Below are 26,397 nucleotides of genomic sequence, written 5' to 3' on the forward strand. Positions count from 1 at the left end.
AAGATGAGATTTCCCAACTAGTAAGACCCCTTGTAGACGACGAGGTTGATAGGTTCGAGGTGGAAGTGCAGCAATGCATGCAGCTGACGAATACTAATCGGTCGAGGGCTTATCCTAATATACCTAATGTTCGACTTTACGTAAGTTTCGTATCTAGTTTTCAGGGCGCAAACACGCTTTGACTGTTTGGTGATGATGGCGGAGGGGATCCACGCGTTCCCATCTCGAACACGACCGTTAAGCCCTCCAGCGTCGATGGTACTTGAACCGCAGGGTTCTGGGAGAGTAGAACGTCGCCAAGCACGAGAGAAAGCCTTTCTGAGAGAAATCTCAGGAAGGTTTTTTTGTTTTAACACGCAGGGGAAGGGATATTAAGAACCGGACGTCTGCTACCCCTGTGTGACTGTGTCAGCGGTTCAGACAATACCGGCGAAGTCGTTCCAAAGTGGCATAAGCAATATTGTCATTTTTCACAAAGATAGGGATAGAATCAATAAAAACATTTAAACTTATATTACAATAAGTGCGGGATAGGAGTGATACGCGTGGGGAATACCTATATGCAGATTGGCATGGCTATGCTGAGGACGGGGATTTTGGGGTATGGCGGCGGTCCGTCGATCGTGCCGTTGATTCGTTACGAAGCGGTGACACGCTTTCAGTGGATGAAGGATGAAGAATTCATGGAGGTGCTGGCAATCGCCAATACACTGCCGGGACCGATCGCCACGAAGCTGGCTGGGTACTTAGGTTATCGGCTCAAAGGCGTTGGAGGCGCGGCGGTAGGCGTACTGGCACATATTGTGCCAACTTGTGTGGCGATGGTCGGCTTGTACGCGTTCATTCAATTTTTCAGCACGTCTCCGGTAATCAAAGGGATGATCGCGGCTGTTGTGCCCATTGTGGCCGTCATGCTGGGCGTAATGGCTTACGAGTTCGGAGAGAAGGCGATCAAAGGGTTAGGTTGGGCGGCCGGGATTACCTTTTTCGTGATTTCCTTCTTACTGCTGCAAACCTTCTCCGTGCATCCGGCGATTGTTATTTTTCTTTTCCTCCTATACGGCGCATTTCATCATAAGCTCAAGGAGAAGTGGAAGAAGAAGCAGTTGGGGACAGGTGAGGGCGCATGATGGACTGGTGGCATTTACTTGTTAGCTTTTTTCTCTCCAACGTGTTCGGATATGGGGGAGGGCCTTCCTCTATCCCGCTGATGTATCAAGAAATCGTGTCGAATCACGGCTGGATGAACAGCTCGGAATTCTCCAATATGCTGGCTCTGGGGAATGCGCTGCCTGGACCGATCGCGACGAAAATCGCTGCCTACGTCGGATTCCAAATCGGCGGATGGATCGGCGTGTTGGCCGCAGTGGCGGCAACGGCAGTACCATCGATTATTGCTCTCATCATTTTATTGAATATTCTGCAGAAATATAAGCAATCCCCGGTGATTAAAGGAATGACGCTGCTCGTTCAGCCGGTTATCGCGATCATGATGGTGCTGGTAACCTGGAGCAGTTTGGTAGAGTCTACGAAGGCGATCGGGTACTGGCAGTTTTTTGGTATAGCGGCAGTCGCTTTCTATCTGATTCAAAGGGTAAAAATTCATCCTGCGCTTGTCATCGTAGTCGGGTTTGTGTATGGAGCTATCTTCTTATCCTGATAAAGCTGTTCCGGATCGTCTGTTATGACGTTTCTGGGACAGCTTTTTTGATATCAGAGTGGAGCGGCGAGGAGTATGGCGGCATCGGGAGAAGACGGTATGAGGGGCTTATGCCGGGGAGGATGTAAGGGAGCGGAAGGTCATGCCGGCACTTAATCCTAACGGACACCACGGCCGTTATCGCCGCGAATACAGCCTCGTATCGCATCTAACGGACACGGGGGACGTTATTTGCGGATTTCCAGGCGGAAATCATACTAAAATGGGCAAATAACGTCATGTGTGTCCGTTAGATTTATCTAGCGCCCACAGCGATCCAATAAGCGCAGCTGTGTCCATTAGCCGGGCTGGCTGCACTTTTCTATCTGTTAGGCGTTTCGTACGTGCAACTCATCATGGCCGATCATGGGGCCGTACATAAGAGAGCGCGCCTTAAGGCGAAGGAGCTGGACAATGTCTTAGACGACAAACAAGGTACCACCGTCACGGCGATACCTTGTCGTTTTATTTTTTCTTATGTGCACGACGCTTTTTTTCATAGATCTCATTTTTTTGATGATCATGCCGTTCAGTTTTCTCATCATGCTCAGATTGCTTTTGATTATTTTCCCCCGCGCGTTGGACGCGTTTTGCAGGACGATTTTGCTATTTCGAGCGGTGGTGCACTGCGAAGCGAAGATGAACGGATCCCTGTTTGGGATGGTTGGGAAAATCAGGTTCTGAGGATTATTGCTGTGGTCGTTGCCTGGATTGGATGGATCGTTAATCGAAAAGCTGTTCGGGTTGCTGTTGTTTAAGAACCGGCCGAACAAACAGTGACCGGCCTCATGCGCAAGCGCGTACGTATCTAGCGCCTGGTCGCTCATAACGATATGCCCGTACAGCCCATAGTCGGTGGTGCTGTTGATCATAGTTGGTGTGTTAAAACGGCCTGCCGCAGTAAACGTCATACCGCACCTTACACCGGGGGAGAAACCGCTGCCCCACGCTTCGTTCGAGCGCGCAATATCTCATCCGGGCTTGCCGCTGCTGGGAGTTACCACCGGAAGCCGCCCCGCCCGTGAAGATTGCAACTACAGGAACTGTAAAGGCCATCTTTCATATGAATCTTCTATATGAAATGAGATACGGGTGAGTTCGGTATGGACGAATCAAGCGGGACAAGATCACTAATTATACCCGAGGAGAATGCAGAATGAGTGTACATGGAGAAGCAGTTGCCTTTAGAGGATCGGAATGTTTCAGGGATGACCGAGTGGTCAGCTTTTTTGTGACTGTTTGATGCGATTTTGCTTATTTCACAAAAAAAGTTACGTGTGTTATGAAAGTTTACAAACTTCTTTCATATAAATTGACCCATAGGGATGCCGCATTTACAATGAAACAAATCTTGAACGAGAATGGATAACATTTACATCGACAATGAGGTGATGGGTCGTGCCGCTAATGCTGCAGCAAGTGAATGAATTGAATGAGGAGAAGTTTGTCGAAGCTTTCGGTCCATTGTTTGAGCACTCGCCATGGGTGGCTGAACGCGCCTATCGTTCACGGCCTTTCGCCGCACGGCAGGACCTCATCAGCGCATTGGAAGGGGCCGTATGGCAGGCGGACCCGGCTGAACAGCTGGCGCTCCTTAGGGCACATCCGGACTTGGGAACGAGGGTTCGTATGACGGACCAATCCGTACAAGAGCAGGCTGGGGCCGGTCTTAATCAGCTAACGCCGGATGAATATGAGCAGTTTCTTCAACTGAACAAGCAATATACAGAGGCCTTCCGCTTTCCGTTCATTATGGCTGTTAAGGGGCAGACGAAAGAGACGATTCGCGAAGCGCTGAAGCTTCGAATCCGTCGGGAAGCGAAGGAGGAGAGAAGCAAGGCGCTGCAGGAGGTTTGCAAAATCGGGCGTCTGCGTCTGGATGACATACTGGCGAAGGAAGGGGAGGGAAATGCAATGACGAATAGGACCGAGAGAATGATGTACTACGGAAAAGGCGACGTATGGGTGTATCGCTCTTATGCCAAGCCGCTGACGAATCTGACGCTAATTCCAGAATCGGGTTTTACGGGGCGGGACAATGTGCTCTTCGGGATGAATATCAAGGTTGCAGTTAGCGGCGAGTCGTTTATCACCTCATTCGCCGCGGGAGACAACACGTTGGTCGTGGCGACCGACTCTATGAAAAATTTCATTCTGCGCAAAGCCGGAGAATATGACGGAGCTACGGCGGAGGGGTTCCTCGCATTCGCGTGCCGCAAGCTGCTGGAGACGTACCCGCAGATGACGGGCGTGAAGATGACCGCCGATCAAGTCTCGTTCGATGTGCTTCCGGTGCCGGGGGAGGGCGGCTTCGAAAGCGGCAATCTCGTCTACCGCTATGGCCAGAACGAGCATCCGAAGGCCATGGTCGAGCTGACGCGAGCCCATGATGGAATCGCTGTAGCGGCCCATGAAGGCGGCGTTGCCGATCTGAAGCTGATTAAGGTCAAAGGAAGCTCCTTCGCGGGATTCGTCCGAGATGAGTATACGACGCTCCCGGAGTCCTATGATCGTCCTCTGTTTATTTTCCTCGATATCGCCTGGAGCTACGAAGAGATAGAGAATGCGCTGGACTCCGATCTGGGACGCTACGTTGCCGCCGAGCAAATCCGGGACATTGCGCATACCGTATTCCATGAACAGCATTCGCCGTCGATTCAAAATCTCATCTACCGCATCGGACAACGCGCTCTGCTCAGGTTCCCCCAATTGAAAGAAATCCGTTTCGAATCCAACAACCGGACGTGGGAGACGGTTCTGGAGCAAGCGTCGGCAGGGGAAGGCAAAGTGTTCACGGAGCCTAGACCGCCTTACGGTTTCCAAGGCTTCTCCATGACCAGACAGGATCTGGAGAGCCTATGAGCGCAGGACTGACAACGCATGTACTGGACATCAGCCAAGGCCGCCCCGCTCAGAATGTGCGCATAGACTTATACCGGCTGCATGATGGAGCGGCCGAACTGCTTCGCACGGAGCATACCAACGCTGACGGACGGCTGCCGGGACCGATGCTGGGCGGGGAAGCTTTCCAGCCGGGGACGTATGAGCTGCTCTTCCATGTCGGCGACTATTATCGGCAAGCCGGTGTTGAAATGGCGGATCCGCCTTTCCTGGATCGGGTGCCGATCAGGTTCGGTGTAGCTTCTGCGGATACGCACTATCATGTGCCGATTCTGATTGCGCCGTGGGGATACAACACATACCGGGGCAGCTAGCAGACCTCGTATATAGGTCAACACCATTCCGTATCGAGGAGGAGCTCGCATGGATCTACATTACGACCTCGTTATTCGCAAGGGGACTCTCGTCCTTGCAGACGAAGTGCGGCAGGCGGATATCGGTATTCGCGGAGGCATTATTGCCGCTCTGGGCGACAACCTGGTGTGCTCGGAGCATACGCCGGTGTTTGATGCGGAGAACCTGCACATCCTGCCCGGCATGATCGATGTCCATGTCCATCTCAATGAACCTGCTCTCGGCCATTGGGAAGGGTTCGTCACCGGCTCGGCTGCGCTGGCTGCAGGCGGGTGCACCACTTATTTCGACATGCCGCTCAACGGGGTCCCTCCCACGGTTCGGCTCAGCGCGCTGAAGCTCAAGCGGGAAGCGGCGGAAGGGCAGTCTCTGATCGATTATGCGCTGTGGGGCGGACTTGTTCCCGGGAATATCGGTCACCTGCAGGAGCTGGCGGAGGCGGGCGTCATCGGGTTCAAAGCGTTCATGTCCTGCCCGGGGGGAGAGGGAGAAGATATTTTCGCTGAGGTTGACGACCCAACGCTGTATCAGGGGATGCAGGAAATCAGCCGCCTGGGACTCGTGCTCGCCCTCCATGCGGAGAGCGAGGAGATCACCTCTCAGCGAGCAGCCATAGCGCTGGAGGAAGGCAGGCGCGGTGCGCTCGATTACGTGGCGACGCGCCCGATTGCAGCCGAGCTTGAAGCGGTGAACCGGGCGCTCGGTTATGCAGAGAAGACCGGCTGCAAGCTGCACTTCGTGCACATCAGCAGCGCGGAGGCGGTGGAGGCCATCACGCAGGCGAAGGCCAGAGGCATGGACGTCACGGTGGAGACATGCCCGCATTATTTGACCCTGACGTCCGCGGATCTGGAGCGGCTGGGCCCTGTGGCGAAGTGCGCGCCTCCGCTGCGCACGGCGGAGGATCAAGCCCGGCTGTGGGCAGAGCTGACCGCCGGCAAGCTGGACATTCTCGCTTCGGATCACTCCCCGTGCCCATCGCCCATGAAGGAAGGGGATTTCTTCGAAGCGTGGGGCGGCATCTCCGGGGCGCAAAGCTCCCTGGAATTGATGCTGGATGAAGGACATCTTCGCCGGGGGATGACGCTGCCCGCGCTTTCGCGGATGCTGTCGTTGGAGCCGGCCAAGCGGTTCGGCCTCTATCCGCGCAAAGGAGCGATCGCAATCGGTGCGGATGCGGACTTCGCGGTCGTCGATTTGAACCTGAGCTATACGCTGCAGGAGAAGGATCTGTTGTACCGCCACCGGCATAGTCCCTATGCAGGGCGGACGTTCGGCTGCCGGGTGACAGCGACGTTCTGTCGCGGCATCCGGGTGTATGGGCTTGGCGAAGGGACGATAGGGCAGCCGCAAGGAGCATGGCTGCGTCCGGCACCCTTCGCCGGCGGGAGGTGAAGCAGGATGCCGGATTCACAGGAACAGGAGCTGCTGGATCGCTTCGGAGAGCGCATGCTCGCTATGCTGATAGAGCTCTCCGCCTACGGAGCTGACGCCGAAGGCGGGGTGACCCGGCTGCTCTACACGGAGCCGTGGTTGGAAGCACAGCGCGCGGTTGCCGCCGGGATGGAGCAGTTAGGGCTGGAAGCAAGTCTAGATGCTGTGGGCAACTTGTTCGGGAAACTGCCGGGCACGAAGGCCGGCTTGAAGCCCGTTCTGACCGGGTCGCATATCGATACGGTCAAAAACGGCGGGAAGTATGACGGCGCTTACGGCGTGGTCGCCTCGATGATGGCGCTCGGGTACCTGCACGCGGCATACGGGCCGCCGAAGCGGACACTGCTCGCCGTTTCGTTCTGCGAAGAAGAGGGGAGCCGCTTCCCGCTGGCCTATTGGGGCTCGGGTCACGTGACCGGGGCAAGGTCGATGCGGCTGGCCGGCGAGCTGACCGACACCGGCGGCGTCACGCTGCTGGAGGCTATGCAGCAAGCGGGCTTCCCAGCAGCGGATGCCGGGGATTATCCGGCCAAGCGCGATGATTTGGGCGCTTATCTCGAAGTTCATATTGAGCAGGGCGCCGTACTGACCTATAAAAAGAAACAAATCGGCGTCGTCACCGCCATCGTGGGACAAATTCGCATGACCGCCGTCGTTGCAGGCAGCGCGAATCACGCAGGCACGACGCCGATGACGATGCGCAGGGATGCATTGGCCGGAGCAGCCGAAATGGTGGCGCTAACAGAGCGGCTGGCGCTGGAGGCCGGCGAACCGCTTGTGGCTACCGTAGGACGCTTGGAAGTGAAGCGGGGGTCCTCGAATGTGGTTCCGGGCGAAGTGGAATTCACGCTCGATATTCGTCATACCGACGAGCCTTCGATGCGCAGGTTCTGCCTGACATTGCTAACCAAGCTGGAGGAGGTTGCCAAGCGACGTGGGCTTACCATCGATACGGTTCAGCATGTTTTTGCACCGCCTGTCGCTATGCATGCCGGTATGATGGCCGAGATCGAATCCGCCTGCGAAGCCGAAGGATTTCCGCATATGCGGCTGCCGAGCGGGGCGGGTCACGATGCTCAGATGTTCGGGCCGGTATGTCCGTCGGCGATGATTTTCGTGCCGAGTGCGGACGGCATCAGTCACAATCCTGCGGAGTATACGGCAGCCGAGGATTTGATCGCGGGTTTCCGGACGCTGGTACTTGTGTTATACCAATACGGCTATGGGGGTAAAGCAGATGAAAACATATAAAGACTTATCTCCCTCGCTTCGCACGATCATGACTCCCGGACCCGTCGAGGTTGACCCCAGGGTACTTCGTGCCATGTCCTATCCGATTCTGGGACAATTCGATCCGGAGTTTACGGCCTTAATGAATGAAACGATGGAAATGCTGCGCGATGTTTTCCGAACGAGCAATCAGTGGGCCTATCCGATCGACGGTACCTCCCGTTCAGGTATCGAGGCTATACTGGTGAGTGTCATTGAACCGGGGGACAAGGTGCTTGTCCCGATCTACGGACGGTTCGGCAACCTGCTAGTCGAAATCTCCGAACGGTGCGGCGCCGATGTTGTCATCATGGAGCGGGAGTGGGGAACGGTATTCGATCCGCAGGAGATCACCGCCGCTATTCGCCGGGAACGGCCGAACATCGTGACGATGGTTCACGGCGAAACATCGACGGGCTGTATGCAGCCGTTCGACGGCATCGGAGCGGCCTGCCGTGAAGTGGACGCGCTGCTCGTTGTGGATGCAGTCGCCACGATCGGCGGCGTCCCGGTAGAAACCGATGCCTGGCAGCTTGACGCCGTCATCGGCGGGACGCAGAAATGCTTGTCCATTCCTTCGGGCATGTCGCCGATCACCTATAACAGCCGGGTCGAGGCGAAGGTGTTGCGCCGCAAGACGATCGAACGCGGCCTGCGGGAGCAAGATTCGGTTGCATCCGGCACGAAGCCCGTTGCGAGCAACTACTTCGATCTCGGCATGCTGCAGGATTACTGGAGCCCGAAGCGGCTCAATCATCATACGGAAGCAACTTCGATGCTGTACGCCTTGCGGGAAGGGCTGCGCTTGGTCCTTGAGGAAGGATTGGAGATGCGCTTCAAACGACACCGCCTTCATGAAGCTGCGCTAGTCGCCGGCCTGCAGGCCATGGGACTGACGCTATACGGGAACCCGGACTGCAAGCTGCCGGTCGTTACCTGTATTCGTATTCCGGATGGGATCGACGGAGAATCTGTGCGCGCGATGCTGCTGAACACCTTCGGTATCGAAATCGCTTCCTCCTTCGGACCGCTGAAAGGCCGTATATGGCGGATAGGAACGATGGGGTTCAGCTGCAATCAGAAAAATGTCCTCCACGTGCTAGGCGCTCTGGAAGCGGTTCTGCTCTGGCACCGCGCCGCCGATGTGAACGTCGGGAAAGCGCTGCAGGCAGCGCTGCGCAGCTATGCTTCCGCAGAGGAGGGAACGACATGCTAAACATCATGCCGCGAGCGGAACGTGCCATGATCGCCACGCCTCACTATTTGGCCAGCAGTGTGGGAAGCGCAATCTTGCAGCAGGGAGGCAATGCATTCGATAGCGCAATCGCGATTAGCGCAGCGCTCGGTGTCGTTTACCCGCATATGACGGGAGTCGGTGGAGATGCCTTTTTCCTGATGTACGATGGATCCACGGGCATATATTCGGGCTTCAATGGCAGTGGCAAATCCGCACAGCTGGCGACGCCGGATGCTTATAAAGCCCAAGGCTTGCAGGAGATTCCGCAAAGAGGCGTTCTCAGCGCGATTACGGTGCCGGGCATGGTTGACGCCTGGTGGCAGGTATGGGAGAAATACGGCAAGCTGCCCTGGGAGCAGCTGCTGGAGCCGGCCATTGCCTATGCGGAGAACGGATTTCCGGTTTCGCGCAATCTGCTGCTCTGGATGAAGAAGGACGAAGCCCTCATTCGGGCGTCGGAGCAGCTTAGCGCGCTGTATATCGCCGATGGCCAGCTGCTGAAGGAAGGGGACCGCCTCGTTCAGAGAGAGCTTGCAGAGACGCTTCGCCTTATTCAGCAGGATGGCCGGCGCGCTTTCTACGAAGGGGAGATCATGCGCTCCGTTACGGAGGCTGTTCAACGGGACGGCGGGCTGCTGCGTGAGGAAGACTTCCTGCAGTATGCCGGAGAATGGGTGGAACCGCTCTCTGCGACATACCGGGGGTACGAAATTTATCAGATGCCTCCGAACTCGCAAGGGTTCACTGCGCTAATGATGATGAATATGCTGGAAAACATAGAGGTCAGTGCGATTCCCAGAGCTTCGGCGAATTTTTATCATATCATGACGGAAGTGATTAAGAAGGCGTTCAAAGATCGCGATCAGTTTCTGACAGACCCCCGGTTCCAAGAAATACCTCTGGATAGGCTGCTGTCCAAGGAGTACGCCAGAGAGCTGTGGGAGGCGATACAGGCGGAGCCGCCCGTGGCTAGCGCACATTCGTCGCCGGCGATGGGGCAGGATACGGCATATGCGGCCGTGGTCGATGGAGAGGGGAACGCGGTCTCTTTCATTCAAAGCTTGTATTTCGACTTCGGCGCTGCCTACGTGCCCGGCTGCACGGGGATTATCCTGCAGAACCGGGGCACTTTCTTCTCGCTCGACCCGTCCTGCGCCAACGTGCTGGAGCCGATGAAAAGGTCGTTTCATACGCTGATGCCGGCGATCGTGAGCAGAGCGGGTAAGCCGCATATGCTGTTCGGCACGCAGGGCGGGGAAGGCCAGCCGCAGACGCAGCTGTCCATTCTGACAGGGGTGCTCGATTACGGCTTATCGATTCAGGAGGCGATATCGCTCCCCCGGTGGGTATACGGACGGACGTGGGGCGAAGACGGAGATGCGTTGAAGGTGGAGCAGCGCTTGGACGGCGAAGTCTATGCCCGCCTTAAGCAGTGGGGGCACCGGGTGGAGCTCGTGAGCCCTTGGGATGGCATGATGGGGCAGGCGCAGGGCATTGTCATCGATGAGAGCGGTTTGATGAGCGGCGCTGCTGATCCTCGGGGCGACGGGTCGGCGATAGGCTGGTAACGGGAAGGCGGAACGCGAGACGAGAAGTGAGGTGCGGTGCAGGATGGAAGCCTATGACATTTTACGAGAGATGGAGCGTCACAAGCAGGCGGTCGTGCTGGCGACCGTCATTCATGTAGAAGGCCACGCTTACCGCAAACAAGGAGCCATGATGCTGCTGATGACGGATGGAAGCATGCTCGGCAGCATATCGCCCGGCTGCTTGGAAGCCGATCTATCCGGGTACGCGCCTCTCGTGTGGGAGTCGCGCAAGCCGCAAATGGTGGAGTACGATATGCGGCCTGCGGACGATTTCGGCTGGGGAGAGACGATCGGTTGCGGCGGGCTCATTCGCATTCTGCTGGAGCCTGTGACCGGTGAGCTCCTGGTGCAGCTGCTCGCGATCAGAGCCGGTTTGGAGCGCGGGGAGGCTGTGCGCTTGAAGCGGGTATTCCGGAAGGGGTACTCCGATATTGTTTATAAGCTGTCCGGCGCCTATGAAGCAGCGGAAGAGGAGAGCGGACGGAAAATGCCGATTCCGGCGTACAGCCATCTCTTCTTGCCGAAGCCGAGACTGATCATCTTCGGTGCGAACCCGGACGCCGTGCCGCTTGCGGAGTTGGCTGCCGGCAGCGGATTTCGCGTGGTCGTGACGGATTGGCGGGATGCCTACTGTACGCCCGAACGATTCCCCGGGGCCGAGACGATTGCGGCTTTCCCGCAGGCATTGGTGCAGCAGCTGGCGCTGCGTCCCGACGATTATGTCGTTGTCATGAGTCATCAGTTCGATAAGGATGCGGATTTCGTCCGTGGAGTTCTGAATGGGCAGCTGCAGTATCTCGGCATTATGGGCTCGAGAGTACGTACCGAGAAGCTGCTGGATGGAGCGGAGCGCCCCCCTTGGCTCCATTATCCGGTCGGACTGAACATTGGCTCCGAGGGACCGGAGGAGAATGCTGTCAGCATCGTGGCGGAATTGATCCGCACGAAGCGCGGCATACGCACGGACGGAGCTTGGAATTCGCCGGTCGACCCTATGCGTGACGGTCCCAGCTGCCGGCCATGGTAGTAACGCTCACGAAGAGGAAGGTCGTCGGCGTCTACTTGGCGGCCGGCTGCTCCCGCCGGATGGGGACGGCGAAGCAGTCGCTGGAGCTGGCCCCGGGCGTGCGGCTTGGCGGCGCCGCCCTCCTGCAGGCGCTCCATTCCGAGCTGTACGCCGTGATTGTGGTCGTGCGCGGGGACGACCCGCTAGATTGGCTGCCCGGGGCTGCCGAGACGCACGGGATGCTGGGGCGCTGCCGGCTCGTCGTTTGCCCGGATGCGGAGCAGGGGATGGCCCATTCGCTGCGCACAGGGATTAGGGAGGCTGCCGCGATGGGCGCTGAGGGCATCATGGTGCTGCTGGCCGATCAGCCGTTCATCGACTGTCCCATGCTGCTTGGGCTTACGCAAGCCTTCAGCCGATACGCGGAGCTTGACTATGTAGCCAGCGGGGACCGGGGTTTGCCGAAGCCACCGCTCATTATGGGACCCCGGATGTGGCCTGCTGCCGCAGCCTTGGAGGGTGATGTCGGAGCGCGAGCGCTCTTGCGTTCCTCGGAGTACTGCGGGCAGATCATTGAGGAGAAACAGCAACTGAAATTCATGGACGTAGACACCGTAGAACGGTATGAAGAGGCGAAGCGCATATATACGCACCATTCCATGTAAATTTCAATAACATAAAGGAAACGAAAAGTGCATTATTACTAATGGTGCGCTATTTTTTTATACAAAAACACAAAGTAGTGTCAACTTAGTTGACTTAAAATTTGGAGATTGTTTATAGTTGATCTAATTTAATGGCGGATCATAATAGCAGCGCGCGTGAACATATTGTCTAAAGCTAAGGGGGTTCGGTTCATGTCAATTCCTTTGCACCAGCTGCCGGAGCAGCAGCCAGCCGTGTGGCAGCCGGTAAGCGTAGAGGAGGCCATGCAGTTGAAGCGCCAATGGGGGGATGCCTCCGTTCTGATCTCAGGCGGAACCTGGCTCCGCACGCGATGGGAGAGCGGTCTTGCCATGCTGCCGAAGCACTTGATCAGCTTGAGCCGTATTCCTGCGCTATCCGGATTAACGATTGACGCTTCAGGTCAACTTCATATAGGGCCGGCCCTTTGCTTGGCGGACTTGATGGAACATCCGCTGATAAGTCAGCGATGCGGAGTGCTTGTGCAAGCTTGTGCCGAGATCGCAGCTCCTTCGGTTCGCAATTTAGCCACCATTGGGGGCAATGTGATGACCCGGACAGGAGATCTGATTCCTGTTCTGCTCATTATGAATGCAGGGCTGGTCTGGTCGGATGGGTACAATGAACGCATGCTGCCGCTGAGGGAGTGGCTCGAAGTTCAGCAAGCTGCGAACAACGAGGTGCTAACGAAGATTGTTGTGCCGTCAGAGGAGGCGGATGATGTTCTTGACTCGGGGAGCTATGCGTTTTATTCCAAAGTGGGACGTCGGGAGGCGTTCACTCCTTCGGTTGTCACGGTTGCCGGGAAGCTGCAGCTGGAGGGGGACGGTACGGTTACCGCTATAGCTCTAAGCGCAGGCGGAGGCAATGCGGTGCCGGCGAGATTCTTCGAGCTGGAGGAGGACATCGTCGGGAAGAGGCTAAGCAAAGCGGTTCTGAAGACGCTGCACAAAGGCGTGTCGGAGAGCTTCCAGGCGGTTGCCGACGACTATGCCGGCGCAGCCTACCGCAAGTTGACGGCGGCGAATCTCATCGTATCCGAATGCTATAAAGCTTGGCGAAAAGGGGGCGGAGCCGATGCTCCTCAATCGTGAGACGCATGCCGGCAAGTGGATCATCCGGCCTGACGGTGAAGATAAGGTAACCGGCAAGCTGCAATATTTGACGGATATGACGGCGCCGGGCATGCTGTACGGCAAAGTGCTGCGAAGCCGGCACGCCCATGCTTGGATTCTATCCATCGATGCGAGCAAGGCGAGACAGACTCCCGGCGTACGTGCTGTCATCACGGCGGAGGATGTGCCCGGCCTGAATCTGTTCGGGATTGCCTTCCCGCATCAGCCCGTGTTGTGTCAAGACCGGGTGCGGTATGTCGGGGATGCCGTGGCGGCTGTCGCCGCCGATACGAAAGACATTGCGGAATATGCGCTGAGCCTGATCGAGGTCGTCTATGAGCCGCTTCCCGTCGTCGATAATCCGGAGACGGCATTGGACGAAGGGACGGTGCTTCTTCACCCGGAGGGCAATCTGCTGCATCGAACTTCGCTGCAGCATGGCGAGGCTGAGCTCGCCTTCGCTGCATGTGCGCACATCGTGGAGGAGACGTACTATACGCCTAGACAAATGCACACGTACATGGAAACGGAAGGCGGCTTATTCATTCCGGAGAAGGACGGCAGACTGACGGTCTATTCGCCGACACAGCACGGCTATAAGGACCGGATGCAGCTTGCTCGCATTCTCGCTATGGAAGAGGAGCGGATTCGGGTGGTGTCCAGTCCGATCGGAGGATCTTTCGGCGGGAAGGATGAGCTGAATCTGCAGCCCTTCGGGGCTATCCTGGCGCTTCGGACCGGACTTCCGGTCCACATGCACAATTCCCGCGCCGAATCCGTCATCGCCGGCATCAAACGGCATCCGATGCGGATACGCATGAAGACAGGGACGGATGCGGATGGCCGGCTTGTCGCTCACCAGGTCAGCATCCTGGCGGATACGGGCGCTTATGCGACATTGGGCTGCGAGGTGTTGAATTTTGCTACGGAACATGCCATCGGTCCTTACCGAATTCCCCATGTGGATGTGCAGGGGACCAGTGTTTATACGAATAACGGCGTATCCGGAGAGTTCCGGGGCTTTGGCGGCAATCAGGTGATATTCGCCGTGGAGAGCCAGATCGAACGGCTGGCCGAGAAGCTCGGCATGGACGCTTGGGAGCTGCGCAGGCTGAACTTGAGGGCTCCTGACGATCCGGGACCGATGGGCCAGCAGATCGTCCCGACCGAAGGCGCCGCCCAAGTCTGGAGCAAGGTGCAGGAGTCGCCGTTATGGGCGAAGCGTGGCGCAGCGGGAGCGGGAGCAAGAGCAGGAGCAGGAGCAGGGGCGGCAGCGGATGCAGCGGATGCAGCGGATGCAGCGGATGCAGCAGCGGGCCCATGGATTCGGCGGGGCGTCGGCGCTTCGATGGTGATGCACGGCGCCGGGCTCGGGCTCGGCATCCCGGATCATTCGGGCGGGCGTCTCGAGCTGACGCCGGAGGGCAAGCTGCAGGCCTCCTTCGGCTTCGAGGAGTTCGGGCAAGGGCTATATGCAGCGCTGACGCTTATGCTGCAGGATTGCTTTGGCTGCGCCAAGGACGATATCTCCATCGTCATCGGCGATACCGACCGCGTGCCGAGCAGCGGTTCGAGCACGGCGTCGCGCGCCACCACGATGATGTGGCGCGCGCTGCAGCGGCTGAAGCCGCCGCTTATGCAGGCGCTGCTGACGCAGGCGGCTGCGCTTGCGGGCGTCGCCGCCGACGAGCTGACAACCGGCGCAGGCGGCATTCATCGCAAGGGCGATGAAGCGGGCGGACCGGTTGTGACGTACGCGCAGGTGGCGGCGGCAGCCGAAGCGGCAGCCACGCCGATCGCCGTGCAGACGGCGTTCGATTACCCGACGACGCCGGAGGGGCAGGTCGGGGCACATTATTTGTACACCTACGCCGCAGCGGTCGTGGAGGTGGAAGTCAATATGCTGACAGGGCGGGTGAAGGTGATCGCCACCGATCACGTGATTGCCGCCGGGCCTGTCATTAATCCGATGGGCTTCCTCGGCCAGATCGAGGGAGGCAGCGTGATGGCGCTCGGATTCACGCTGACCGAGGATGCCGTGATGCAGGAGAGTGCTTATGTGCGGCACAATCTGGATACGTATTTGATCCCTACGTTTCGGGACAGCCCGCATACGATTCGGGTGGATGCCATCGAAGAGCTGCCCGAAGGGGATACCTTCGGTCCGCGTGGAGTCGGCGAGATCGGCAGCGTCGGGCTGGCGCCGGCCATTACGGCAGCGGTCCGGCAGGCGGCCGGCATCTGGGTGAACCGACTCCCGATCTCACCGGAACAGATCGTGCAATCCATCGATTGGCTGGAAGGGGTGGAGGCCATTGACTAATACAACGTATGTGCTGGCATGTTCCATTAATGGACAGGAGATCGCCATTCCGGTTCCTGCTTCCAAGCGGATGTCGGATATTTTGCGGGACGACCTGCGGCTGACCGGCACCAAAGTATCCTGCGAAATCGGACGATGCGGCTCCTGCATGGTGTTGCTAGACGGCAAGCCCGTTAACGCTTGCTTGCTGATGGCCTATCAGGCGGCCGGCAAGCAGGTGACGACTATTGAGGGGATATCAGGCGGAGATGAGCTGCATCCCGTTCAACGAGCGATGCTGGAGGAGGGCGGGCTGCAGTGCGGATATTGCACTGCCGGTATGGTCGTTACGTTAACGGCCTTATGGGAGAGCAATCCCGCCCCGACGAGGGCGGAGGCTGAACAGGCACTGTGCGGCAATTTGTGCAGGTGCACAGGGTATGAGGGGATTTTCCGGGCGGTGGAAAGATGCGGGTTATCGATGAAAAGAGAGCTATAGATGAGGCTGATGAGACTGATGAAGCTGCGTCTTCTGTGCTGGCGACCGGAGCGTTGCTTGGCAGCAGCGGGATCTGCGGGGGGGATCCCGGACCACGGTAAGGCTGCCTCTGCTTGGTTCGGGCATGCCAGGGTCATCTTGAGACTTGCTCCAAGCTCTATTGATGCGAGCGAAGGCACGTCCAAGACTCGTTTGGTTAAATGCTAACGGACACAGGAGCGCTTATTTGCGGAATAATCGCTGTTTGAAGATTCTAACGGACACCAGTAACGCTATTTGCCTATTTCAGATCCAATTTCACTCTGAAATCGCCAAATAAGGTCTCTGGTGTCCGTTAGGTTTGAAACAATGCGGTCATCAGGAGGATAACGGCCGTTGTGTCCGTTAGAATTACTTGGTAACCGAGTGGACGTACGAGCACAATAGGTTGTTTGATGAGGAAGAAGAAAAGCACCCGCTAAGGCGGGTGCTTTTCCATTCGCCGTGCTTTATTTCGCAAGGCACCGCTGCTGCAAGCTACGCAGAGCCGGAGGCCGTTAGTCCCTCGAGGGCAATATTCCGCCTATGAAGCTCTTGCCGGAGCAGGTCCACGAAGGCTTGTTCCAGCTGTAGATCCATAGCCGATAAGTAAGCATCGATAAGACCCTGACGGCTCAATGTTTGTAGCAACTTCCTCCTACCTCTTTCGCGTTATTTTCGTTTACGGCTATTTTTGACCAAGGTCATTCGGCGTGAATGGCGCAGCCAGGAGTAGTAAGTTCTAAGATCGCGCAGCTCCATCGTTTGCGACATGAGGCCGAGGAAGGTGACGACGATCATTTTATGTAAGGGGTTGCCTAGCAGGTCCGTCTCCGACTCGTCGAGCGGGAACTGGGCGACAAACAGCATATCGTCATCGACCACATAGACATCCTCTTCGTTTCTATAGTAAGAAGAGATTTGGCCGTTCTTAAGCTTCTCCCACAGAAGGGCGCAGATCTCCTCCAGCGTGGAGGTCTCGCTGCCTATACGGGCGCAGTACCGGGCGTGCGCATGGCGAGTGATAACGATGTCGACGATCTTCTTATCGGCAAGTTGAATATAGTAGGGATCGTAGGTATTCCACCGGCTCATTGTTTTGTCTTTCATACCCCGAACGCCTCCGATTCCTGGGGAGTAGATACGAAATGAATTACCATATATATACGAATTATCATATTATTTGAGCAGCTTGATCACACCGTAAAAATAAAGCGATTGAACGCAAACTTTTTGCATGGAGATGCAAAGGATTTGCATAAACGTGCAAAAGAAAGTACGCTGAAACGAAAAAAAGATTGCATAACAGCCAAAAGCTGGTTATACAATCTTCTTTCCATTTGGTAAAATAAGACAAAGACATTAAAACCAGTTGCAAATGGGCTCTGTTTGTTTCTTCTCTCTGTTTGTAAAGGTTTTCAAGACCGCGTTGGATTCTTCTTTGGAAAGTGCGCCAGCCGCAGTTGCCAGAGAATTCCCGGCTTGAACCAATTCCAAATTTTTGAGCGTGTGAACAACATTTTGCAGCTTGGAACCTAGTTGGATTGTCAGCATGATAAGACTCCCTTCAACAAATTTTTACTACTAGACTATTATACCAAATGTTTGGAGGACAGAATGCATGTATGCTAGAAAAATATTTTTATTTGGTTTTTTTGTCGTTATTTTTTTAATTGTGCAAATTTGGTGTTCTTACCTGACCTTTCATACGCCGTATATTGGAATCAACGTAAATTTAAATAAAGACGGGCAATGGGAAATCATAGGCGCTCATTCGCAGAGTGTAAGCGAGAAATTGGGTTTGGCCGTAGGTGACATTGTCAAGCTGGTCGATGGCAAGCCTCCGGAGGAGTCCGAGTATGTGATCAAATGGGGTGCTGTCGAACAGGCAAATCAGATCCTGATCTCCCGGGACGGCGTAGATCTGGAATATGCCATTTTCAAAAATAGCACAACGCTGTATGACATGATTCCGTTAGCAGAGGAATTCGTTTGTCTCTTATTGGCTTGTTTGCTTCTGTTGAGGCTCAGGCACTCCCCGTCGGCCAAATTACTTTCTGTCGTTTTTTTTACGATGGCCGCTATTTATATGAGCCTGGGGGCATCCATAAGGGGCGATGTTCTAGGTAAGATTGTCATATCCACTTTTATGATGATATTGCCTTTTGTGTTCTTGCATTTCATCATCACCTTTTTTCAAGAAAAAGGAGAAATACAAATCGGTACAACGTATTTCAAATATATTTATGCCGGCTTACTTGCTGTAGCGTTGTGCAGGGGGCTATACTTATTGCCCTCCATGATCAATCTATATCATCTTGACGGGATTGTTACGTTAAGCGCTTTTATCATCGGCTTCTTGATAAGTCTATGTGTGATTGCCTTTATGTATTTGAAGGTTCGCAATCAACAAACTTATTTGTCCAGCATAGTGAAAAGCGTTTGTTTTTCATTATTTATTTCGATATTTCCGATTATCTGTCTTTCTTTTCTACCGAAATTGCTGCTTGATATCTGGGTCATCGATGCAATCTATACAAGTTGGACGATCATTTTGTTTCCTATCTCGTTTATCTACTTAATTGCTTCGAATCAGCTATATGACATCGGATTGGTTATACGGCGATTTATTTTCGCCGGGTTGGTGTCGTTTATTCCGGTCAGTCTTTTTACAGGGATGTATGCTTTTTTGTTTAGCCATGAAGTTAATCAGAAGCAAATTCTATTTGTTTTCGTTGGATCTATTATTCTTGTGTCTCTATTGCTCTACGCAGCCGAATACTGGACCACACGGCTCGAGCCGTTCCTGTTCCCGAGGAAGCACGTCCTGCAATCCGCTTTGAAGAAGATTTCGAAGAATCTGGGCGCTATCTCCACGCTGAGAGAGTTGAAGGATATTATTCTTGTGGACATTGTGAATACGCTGCAAGTCTTAGGAGGCGTCATCGTTTTCCAACATAAGGATGAAATCGAAATTATTGCGCATGGTGAAGTGGATACGCTTGAAATCGAGCGGCTAGTCCGGGAGTCCGCGCTGCTTCATCATCCCGACTATACAAGTATAGAGATGACGGGGCATGAGGCATATACCGGCTATCTCATCATGTCGAGGAAAAAAACGAATATGCGAATTTCCAAGGAGGAGAAACAGTGGCTCCAGCTCATCACTTCTTATTTGGAAATCAGCCTGGAAAATGTGCATTTGATTCGCAAACTAACCTCCAATTTGCAGCAGGTTGCCGCGCAGCTCCCTAACGAATCGACCGCGCAGGACATTCAGTGGTTTCGGAAGGTGATGTTCGAGCTGCAGGAAGAGGAGCGGGTTCGAATTGCCAATGATTTGCACGATACGACGATGCAGGACCTCTTTTTCCTGAAAAGAAGAATTTCTTCGATTTCTGAGAAGGGCACCTTGGACAAATCGGACCTCGATCAGCTCCATAATATGAACAATTTCGTAGATATGATCAATGCCAGTCTGCGCCAAAGCTGTTTTGAGCTTAATCCGCATTTGTTGAAGGAGCTTGGGCTCATACAGACGCTGCGAATGTATATAGAGAAGGAAGCGTATACGGCACCGTTCGATCTTGTGTTTGAAACGCAGGATGCAGCTAGGATTGAACATGTAGATTTACCGACGAAGCGGCATATTTTCCGAATCGTACAGGAGCTTTTGAATAATGCCAAGAAGCATTCGCAATCGGAGAAAGTTCAGTTTTCAATCGACGAAGCCGGTCAACATTTCTTCCTGAACTATGAGGATGACGGTGTCGGTTTTACCTACAAGGAAGGTTCCCAGAAGGAGATCGGCGCATCAGGAATGGGGATTGAACAAATGAGAAGCAGAATTATCCATATCGGCGGGCACATCGATATTCAATCAACGATAGGGCAAGGGACGCGCATCAAGATGTGGATTCCGATCGAGGAGGTTATCACTGCATGAGCAATGTCGTCCAACGTCATCAACCCGGATTCAATACTACAAGAGATGAGTGAGAACTCAGACAGAAGCGGAGCGAACCAACTTTGAAGCAGAGTATAAATGAACATATGATTCGCTTGGTTGATGAGTACATAGATGTCATGTCTTTGAATGAGCTATTGAAATCTTTCATTGCCGACAAGGCGGAAGAGAACGGCGCATGGGCCAAGGTTACGCTCTGCACCCATTACATGCTGGGCGGGAATTCGCCGCAGATTGACCGGTACGCGGCTTTGGCGGAGCTGGCCAATTTGATACTGGACATCGTCGACGACCTGCAGGATCAGGATCAAGAGGACAAGCCATGGATGCGAGTCTCGCAAGCCGAGGCGCTGAATGCCGTGCTGGCGCTGCTGATGGGCTTTTTCGGCGAAATGGGACATCTGCAGGTCAAGCCGGAACGGCTTGTTGAGGTGACGAGGGCGATAGGCCGATCGATCAACGGGCAGCACAAGGATGTCGTCAATGCCGCTGATTCGGCTGACGACTATATGAAGATGACGCAGGAGAAGTCCGGCTCGCTGTTCCGCTTGGCGTGCCTCATGGGGCACATGACGCTCGAATGCCCGCAGGATACGGTTAGCCAGCTGAACGATTTGGCGGATTGCATCGGACTGATCCATCAGATTCAGAACGATATGCGCGATCTCCTGCGCTACGATAAGAAGAACGATTTATATGCGAAGAAGCGCACGCTCCCCATCCTGTATCTGCTGCAGGTGGAGGACGAGACGTTCCGCTCCTTCCAGGATTACTACGACGGCCGCATCACGGTCCATGAGCTGCTGCACGATGAAGAGGCGTTCGTCCGGCTGATCCAAAACTCCGGCTGTCTGGAGTACGGACAAGTGGTGCAGTCGGTCTGCGTGCAGAAGGCCCAGGAACTATATGAGGGGCTCGCAGCGGTCTCTCCCTGGAAGGAAAGGTTCAGGGAAGTGACGTTTGGCGCTTATCTCGAAGAAGCAACTCCATAAAATAGTCACATGGAACGAAAAAATGTTGAATGTTCAGGGCGGCGGTTGTTTGATAAGATGAAGGGAAAACACGCAGGAGGCCTGATGCCCTTGTTTCGAATTCTCATCGTAGATGACGAGCACATCGAGCGGGAAGGGATCAAGCGGCTCATTCACAAATACAAGCTGCCCTTGAACGTGCTGGAAGCGGAGAACGGCGAGGAAGCGCTGGACATTCTAGCGTCCCGGCCTATTGATATTTTGTTTACGGATATTAAAATGCCTTTCATGGACGGGCTGGAGCTGTGCAGAAGGGCACGGGAGCTGTATCCTGATCTGCACATGATGATTTTCAGCGCATACGGCGAGTTCGAGTACGCCCAGAAGGCGATTCATTACCATATCTTCTCGTATCTGCTCAAGCCGGTCGATGTGAGTGATTTCATCCGCGAATTCAACCGGGTTATCGAGCTTTGCGAGAAAGACCAGGAGCAGGAGAAGGAGCAGCTCTTGTTGGAGCTGATTCAGAGCTCATATCGCCAGGAGAGCTGGCTGACCGAGAAGCTCGCGCTGTCCGGGATCGATATGCGTCATACAGCCGTGCAGATGCTGCTGGTGGATTTCACGCAGCCCGTCTTCGATGCCGAGCATGATGAACTGCCGGCACAGGTGAAAGCGGCGATAGCGACGCCTTTTCACTATGTGAATTTGAATGAGCATCAAAGCTTGTTCTTTTTCCTGCATGACCGTGGACTTTGCAAGGAGCAGTTGGAGCCTGTCGGGCTCAAGCTTAAGGAGTGCCTTCATACTCATCGCGGAGGGATGTTCACCTTGGTCGCGGGACGCCTGACAGAGGCGGAGGGTGATCTTGCACAGGAGTTCAAGGTGATGGAGAACGTGCTCGAATACAAGTTCTTCTACCAAGAAAGCACGGTGCTGTATACCGACGAGAGTCAAGGGAAAGAAGATTTGACGGACGTGATTCCGAAGCTGATGGAGACCGTGTATTGGCATCTGGAGATGAAGGATCTCTTCGGCTTCCGGAAGGGCGTGGAGCTGTTCTTTAAGACGATTGACGGGAGCGGGCAGCACTCCGCCATCTATATTAAATATATGTGCATCGAGCTAGCCAAGAAAATATGGGAAAAGGCTGAGAAGCATGATCATCCGGCGTTCAAATCGGTTGTAGAAACTATTTTCGGCAGTAAATCGTTAACGGCATTAAAGGAGCAGGTCCACGCCGTCATGGCATTGCTCGGCAGCGATCAGGAGGGGCACGGTCCGGAACACGGCAAGAAGGTGATCAAGGATATTGTGAAGCTCATTGAGGACAACTATATGTCGGATATCAGCTTGAAATGGATCGCAGACCGGGTATTCCTCACCCAGACCTACTTGAGCTATTTGTTCCATAAGGAAGTGGGCCAGACGATTGTGAAATACATTACGCTGGTTCGCATGCAAAAGGCGGAGGAGCTGCTGCGGAGCACGAATCTGACCGTTGCCGATATCAGCCAGCAGGTGGGCTTCATGAACACTTCCTACTTCTGCAAAACGTTCAAGCATTATCGCGGCTGCAGCCCCGCTAAATTCCGAGAGATGACCGGCTGATATGAAACGATTCCTAGCCTACTTCCAGAACTTGAGGTTCAAGCAGAAGCTGTTCATCTCCTATATGATCGTTTCCATTATTCCCGTGCTTGTCTTAGGGCTGTTCTCTTATCATCAAGCGAGCAGCTTGCTGCAGCAGCAGGCCAGGCAAAACCTCGACGGCGCGATCAGCCAGATTGCCGAGACGATCAACTACCGGGCGAAACAGCATGAGGCCATCATCAATTCGATCACGCAAAACGTGGTGTTCAAACGGATCTTCATCGCGGGCGAGGGCAATTTCCCGGACTTGTACCGGGATTACGTGGATCCGTTCTTCAGCAATATTTTGGATTTCAATTCGGATATTTTGCAAATTTCCGTGTTCACGGACAACCAGTCGCTTCTGCGCGGCGAGTATATACTGCCGATTGGCTTGACGGCCGATTTGGAGTGGGCGAGCCGGGACGCGAAGACGAAGGGGACGCAGTGGCATATCAAAAACGGCAAGGTATTCGCCATCCGGCCCTTCGTCGGCGATGATGAAGCGGGCGACGTGAGGCCGTCTTCCGTGTTGTTTCTGAGCATCGATGGGGACAGCATCTTTCAGGATTTGGATGATATTCATGCGGGAGCTTACGGCATATTCATTTTGGACCGGGAAGGAACACCGATCCTATCCAGACATATCGGTATGGCGGCAAATATTCCGCAGACAGCGCTGCGCTCGCTGGAGGGCGGGGAGAAGATCGGCACGCTAACCAGCAATCGGACTGAGTATATGTATATTGCAGAGGCAATGCCGGAGACCGGCTGGAAGCTCGTCTACGTGACGCCGAAGAACGGGATTGCGGTCAATGCCAAGAGCATCGTCAGCGCTACGCTGCTGATCATGGCGGTCTGTCTGGCCGTGCTGCTGCTCATTATTTGGATGTTCTCCAATACGTTCGTGAAACGGATTATCAGGCTGAATAAGAAGATGATGATTGTCGAGAACGGGAATTTGAAGATCGATGTGTCGAGCGGCTCCAAGGATGAGATCGGGCAGCTGACGAACCGCTTCGGTCAGATGCTGACGAATATCAACACGCTGATCGAAGAAGTGTACCAAAGCAAAATCACACAGAAGGAAGCGGAGTTGAAGGCGCTGCAGACGCAGATTAACCCGCATTTTCTGTACAACACGCTATCCATCATTAACTGGAAGGCGCTCGAAATCGATGCCATGGAGATCAGCCAGATCACGAATACGGTATCCCGGTTTTACCGGACGGTGTTGAATAAAGGCAGAAATTTCATTCCCGTTAAGAACGAGCTGGATAACGCCAAGGATTACATGCACATCCAAAGCATTATGCATAACTTCAATTTCGACTTTCACTACGAGGTCGATGAGGAGCTGCTGCGCTACGATATGATTAATCTGGTCTTCCAGCCCATTCTCGAGAATGCGCTGGAGCACGGCATCGATAAGCTGCGCAAAGGCGAGGGCAGAGGCCGCATCGTGCTGCGGGGGTACCGGGACGGCGAGGACCTTACCTTCACCATTGAGGACAACGGTCCCGGAATGAGTCCGGAGCTGGCCGAAGAGGTGCTGCGCATGGAGACCGCCGGCTATGGGCTGCGGAATGTGCATGACCGCATCCAGATCCGTTTCGGCCAGGGGTACGGGGTGCGCATTCATAGCGAACCGGGCCGAGGGACGAAGGTTAGCTTGACGTTTCCTATCTATAGAGCGGAGACACCGCTATAAAATGATTGTTGCCGGCGCTTGGGCGCCGGTTTTTTGTTGTCCCCGTGTTGGCATCAACATCCATAAGAAAGTGTCACATATCGAAAAAATGTTGGATTTAGGGGGCGAACGGCGTTTGCTAGAATTGGATTTAGAAGCAGAAGGAGATGTCCAACGAAAGGAGAGGAACGATGTGGGAGATTCCAAAACGCCGCTGATCAAGCTGATCCGCAGAGACAGATGGCTGCTGCTCATGTTTTTGCCGGTGTTTCTGTACTATTTGATATTCTGCTACCTGCCCATGCCGGGCATTCTGATTGCTTTCAAAAACTTTACGCCCGGACATGGCATATTCGGAGGGGAATGGGTAGGCCTGAAGTGGCTGAACCAGTTCGTGCATTCCCGATATTTCTGGCGGCTGCTGCGTAACACATTCCTGCTGGCCTTCTACCCGCTGGTGATCGGCTTCTCGATCCCGATTGTGTTCGCGATATGCGTCGTAGAACTCAGGAACCGTGTGTTCAAAAGCTTCGCCCAGACGGTCACCTACCTGCCGCACTTCATATCCACTGTCGTCATCGCCGGGATGATCATTAATTTCTTGTCTCCGACGGACGGCATCGTGAACACGCTGCTGAGTTCGATGGGGATGGAGAAAATCAACTTCATGATGGCGCCCGAATGGTTTCGCACGATTTTCACGGCGTCGGGAATTTGGCAAAGCTTCGGCTTCTCCTCGATCATTTATATCGCAGCGATTATGGGGATCGATCAGGAGATGTACGATTCCGGCAAAATCGACGGGGTCAACAAGTTCCAAGAAGTGTGGCATCTGACGCTGCCGAGCTTGAAGCCGACGATCGTCATCCTGCTGCTGCTCTCCATTGGCGGGATCATGAGCGTAAATTTCGAGAAGGTGTATCTGCTGTACAACGGAGCCACGTACGAAACCGCCGACGTCATCTCTACTTACGTGTACCGGCAAGGGATCGAGTCGCAGAACTTCGGATTCGCCACGGCGGTGGGGCTGTTCAATTCGGTTATCAGTTTCATCTTAGTGTATGCCGCTAATCGGGCGAGCCGCCGGGTAAACGATATGTCGCTATGGTAGCGGGATCGAGAGAGGAGAGAGGAGGGGGCCATATGGTGAAACCGTGGACGGATCGAAGCTTCTACGTGCTTGTGTACAGCGTGGTCATCATCGCGGTTGTGGTGACGCTGTATCCTTTTGTGTACGTGGTCAGCATCTCTATGAGCTCGGTGGAGGCGATCGACAACAAGCTGGTCACGCTGTTTCCGGTTGATTTGAATTTCGACGGTTACAAAATGGTGATGGGGTATTCGGAGCTCTGGCGTTCCTACTATAATACGGTCTGGTATACGGTGGTAGGTACCGTGTTCAATCTGGTGGCTACTTGCTTGGCGGCGTATCCGCTGTCAAGAAAGCATTTCTTCTTGCGCAGAAAGCTTAATTTCTACATTGCCTTTACGATGTATTTCTCCGGGGGGCTGATTCCCCTCTACATGATCATCACGGAGCTGGGTTTATACAACACGAGATGGGCGATGATTCTGCCGGTGCTGGTGAGCACGTTCAACGTGATGATCCTGCGATCGGCGTTCGAGAATATCCCGAATGAGATTTTTGAAAGCGCTACGATGGACGGGGCCAGAGATTTTACGCTCCTGTTCCGGATCGCCGTGCCGCTCACCAAACCGACGTTGGCCGTTCTGACCTTGTATTATGCGGTCGCTCATTGGAATGACTTCTTTAATGCCCTGCTGTATTTGGGAAAAGCGGAGCTGCAGCCGCTGCAAATTTTCCTGCGCAGGGTGCTCATTATGGCATCGCCGGAAATTATGCAGAAAATGGGCGGAGAGACAGCCGCTAAGGCGCTGGCCGTGTCAACGCTGCAGGTCCGGTATGTCTCGATTGTCGTCAGTATTTTACCGATTATTACGATTTATCCGTTCATTCAGAAATATTTCGTACGCGGCATTACATTGGGGGCCGTCAAAGGTTGAGAAGA

At 54.5% G+C, this 26,397-nt stretch carries 23 protein-coding genes and 2 rRNA genes; 22 read left to right on the top strand and 3 right to left on the bottom strand.

Annotation, left to right across the window (positions count from 1 at the left end):
- The 16 genes from PUT07_RS30360 to PUT07_RS30435 form a co-directional block, all read left to right on the top strand.
- Window positions 1–117: ribosomal RNA gene (locus PUT07_RS30360) — 23S ribosomal RNA — on the top strand; the annotation flags it as partial.
- A gap of 68 nt (window positions 118–185) precedes the next feature.
- Window positions 186–302 (top strand): 5S ribosomal RNA (gene rrf, locus PUT07_RS30365).
- Between the two features lie 258 nt (window positions 303–560).
- Entirely contained in the window at window positions 561–1,130 is a 570-nt protein-coding gene (locus tag PUT07_RS30370) for a chromate transporter (RefSeq protein WP_274472678.1), read from the top strand.
- The gene (locus PUT07_RS30375; RefSeq protein ID WP_274472535.1) at window positions 1,127–1,660 is read left to right on the top strand and encodes a chromate transporter; all 534 of its coding nucleotides are present in this window, start codon (window positions 1,127–1,129) and stop codon (window positions 1,658–1,660) included. Before PUT07_RS30370 ends, PUT07_RS30375 begins: the two co-directional genes overlap by 4 nt.
- A 383-nt stretch (window positions 1,661–2,043) precedes the next feature.
- Complete coding sequence (locus tag PUT07_RS30380) at window positions 2,044–2,457, top strand: hypothetical protein (protein WP_274472536.1); 414 nt, start codon at window positions 2,044–2,046, stop codon at window positions 2,455–2,457.
- Between the two features lie 649 nt (window positions 2,458–3,106).
- Window positions 3,107–4,561 (top strand): factor-independent urate hydroxylase, encoded by a 1,455-nt coding sequence (gene pucL, locus PUT07_RS30385; protein ID WP_274472679.1) that lies wholly within the window; start codon window positions 3,107–3,109, stop codon window positions 4,559–4,561.
- Window positions 4,558–4,914, top strand: coding sequence for a hydroxyisourate hydrolase (uraH, locus tag PUT07_RS30390; protein ID WP_274472537.1), 357 nt, complete (start codon window positions 4,558–4,560; stop codon window positions 4,912–4,914). The genes pucL and uraH overlap by 4 nt, the downstream gene beginning before the upstream one ends.
- Before the next feature lie 49 nt (window positions 4,915–4,963).
- Window positions 4,964–6,349: an allantoinase gene (locus PUT07_RS30395; protein ID WP_274472538.1), complete on the top strand. Its 1,386-nt coding sequence runs from the start codon at window positions 4,964–4,966 to the stop codon at window positions 6,347–6,349.
- A 6-nt stretch (window positions 6,350–6,355) separates the two neighbouring features.
- On the top strand, window positions 6,356–7,639 hold the full coding sequence (locus tag PUT07_RS30400; RefSeq protein ID WP_274472539.1) for a M20 family metallo-hydrolase: 1,284 nt from the start codon (window positions 6,356–6,358) through the stop codon (window positions 7,637–7,639).
- A complete protein-coding gene (locus tag PUT07_RS30405) occupies window positions 7,626–8,873 on the top strand; it encodes a pyridoxal-phosphate-dependent aminotransferase family protein (protein WP_274472540.1) in 1,248 nt (415 codons plus the stop codon). The genes PUT07_RS30400 and PUT07_RS30405 overlap by 14 nt, the downstream gene beginning before the upstream one ends.
- A complete protein-coding gene (gene ggt / locus PUT07_RS30410; RefSeq protein ID WP_274472541.1) occupies window positions 8,867–10,462 on the top strand; it encodes a gamma-glutamyltransferase in 1,596 nt (531 codons plus the stop codon). The genes PUT07_RS30405 and ggt overlap by 7 nt, the downstream gene beginning before the upstream one ends.
- A 43-nt stretch (window positions 10,463–10,505) precedes the next feature.
- Window positions 10,506–11,510, top strand: coding sequence for an XdhC family protein (locus PUT07_RS30415; RefSeq protein ID WP_274472542.1), 1,005 nt, complete (start codon window positions 10,506–10,508; stop codon window positions 11,508–11,510).
- Entirely contained in the window at window positions 11,504–12,154 is a 651-nt protein-coding gene (locus PUT07_RS30420; RefSeq protein ID WP_274472543.1) for a nucleotidyltransferase family protein, read from the top strand. The genes PUT07_RS30415 and PUT07_RS30420 overlap by 7 nt, the downstream gene beginning before the upstream one ends.
- Before the next feature lie 192 nt (window positions 12,155–12,346).
- Window positions 12,347–13,267, top strand: a complete 921-nt coding sequence (locus PUT07_RS30425; RefSeq protein ID WP_274472544.1) for an FAD binding domain-containing protein — start codon at window positions 12,347–12,349, stop codon at window positions 13,265–13,267.
- A complete protein-coding gene (gene pucD / locus PUT07_RS30430; RefSeq protein WP_274472545.1) occupies window positions 13,251–15,611 on the top strand; it encodes a xanthine dehydrogenase subunit D in 2,361 nt (786 codons plus the stop codon). Before PUT07_RS30425 ends, pucD begins: the two co-directional genes overlap by 17 nt.
- A complete protein-coding gene (locus PUT07_RS30435) occupies window positions 15,604–16,089 on the top strand; it encodes a (2Fe-2S)-binding protein (RefSeq protein WP_274472546.1) in 486 nt (161 codons plus the stop codon). Before pucD ends, PUT07_RS30435 begins: the two co-directional genes overlap by 8 nt.
- 516 nt (window positions 16,090–16,605) lie before the next feature.
- Here PUT07_RS30435 and sda read toward each other — a convergent pair.
- The 3 genes from sda to PUT07_RS30450 all read right to left on the bottom strand — a co-directional run bounded on the left by sda (window position 16,606) and on the right by PUT07_RS30450 (window position 17,661).
- On the bottom strand, window positions 16,606–16,758 hold the full coding sequence (gene sda, locus PUT07_RS30440; protein WP_274472547.1) for a sporulation histidine kinase inhibitor Sda: 153 nt from the start codon (window positions 16,756–16,758) through the stop codon (window positions 16,606–16,608).
- A gap of 21 nt (window positions 16,759–16,779) precedes the next feature.
- Entirely contained in the window at window positions 16,780–17,217 is a 438-nt protein-coding gene (locus PUT07_RS30445; protein ID WP_274472548.1) for a hypothetical protein, read from the bottom strand.
- Between the two features lie 252 nt (window positions 17,218–17,469).
- On the bottom strand, window positions 17,470–17,661 hold the full coding sequence (locus PUT07_RS30450; RefSeq protein ID WP_274472549.1) for a hypothetical protein: 192 nt from the start codon (window positions 17,659–17,661) through the stop codon (window positions 17,470–17,472).
- Window positions 17,662–17,728: 67 nt separating this feature from the next.
- Between PUT07_RS30450 and PUT07_RS30455 the strand changes: the two genes are divergently transcribed.
- From PUT07_RS30455 to PUT07_RS30480, 6 genes are all read left to right on the top strand, one after another.
- Complete coding sequence (locus tag PUT07_RS30455) at window positions 17,729–20,053, top strand: sensor histidine kinase (protein WP_274472550.1); 2,325 nt, start codon at window positions 17,729–17,731, stop codon at window positions 20,051–20,053.
- Window positions 20,054–20,136: 83 nt separating this feature from the next.
- Complete coding sequence (locus PUT07_RS30460; protein WP_274472551.1) at window positions 20,137–21,066, top strand: polyprenyl synthetase family protein; 930 nt, start codon at window positions 20,137–20,139, stop codon at window positions 21,064–21,066.
- Between the two features lie 90 nt (window positions 21,067–21,156).
- On the top strand, window positions 21,157–22,656 hold the full coding sequence (locus tag PUT07_RS30465) for a response regulator transcription factor (protein ID WP_274472552.1): 1,500 nt from the start codon (window positions 21,157–21,159) through the stop codon (window positions 22,654–22,656).
- A 1-nt stretch (window position 22,657) separates the two neighbouring features.
- A complete protein-coding gene (locus PUT07_RS30470; protein ID WP_274472553.1) occupies window positions 22,658–24,388 on the top strand; it encodes a sensor histidine kinase in 1,731 nt (576 codons plus the stop codon).
- A gap of 172 nt (window positions 24,389–24,560) precedes the next feature.
- Window positions 24,561–25,478 (top strand): ABC transporter permease, encoded by a 918-nt coding sequence (locus PUT07_RS30475; protein WP_274472554.1) that lies wholly within the window; start codon window positions 24,561–24,563, stop codon window positions 25,476–25,478.
- Between the two features lie 32 nt (window positions 25,479–25,510).
- A complete protein-coding gene (locus tag PUT07_RS30480; RefSeq protein WP_274472555.1) occupies window positions 25,511–26,392 on the top strand; it encodes a carbohydrate ABC transporter permease in 882 nt (293 codons plus the stop codon).
- Window positions 26,393–26,397: the final 5 nt, after the last annotated feature.

This window comes from Paenibacillus sp. MAHUQ-63 (assembly GCF_028765165.1).
In the GTDB taxonomy this organism is placed as follows: Bacteria; Bacillota; Bacilli; order Paenibacillales; family NBRC-103111; genus Paenibacillus_E.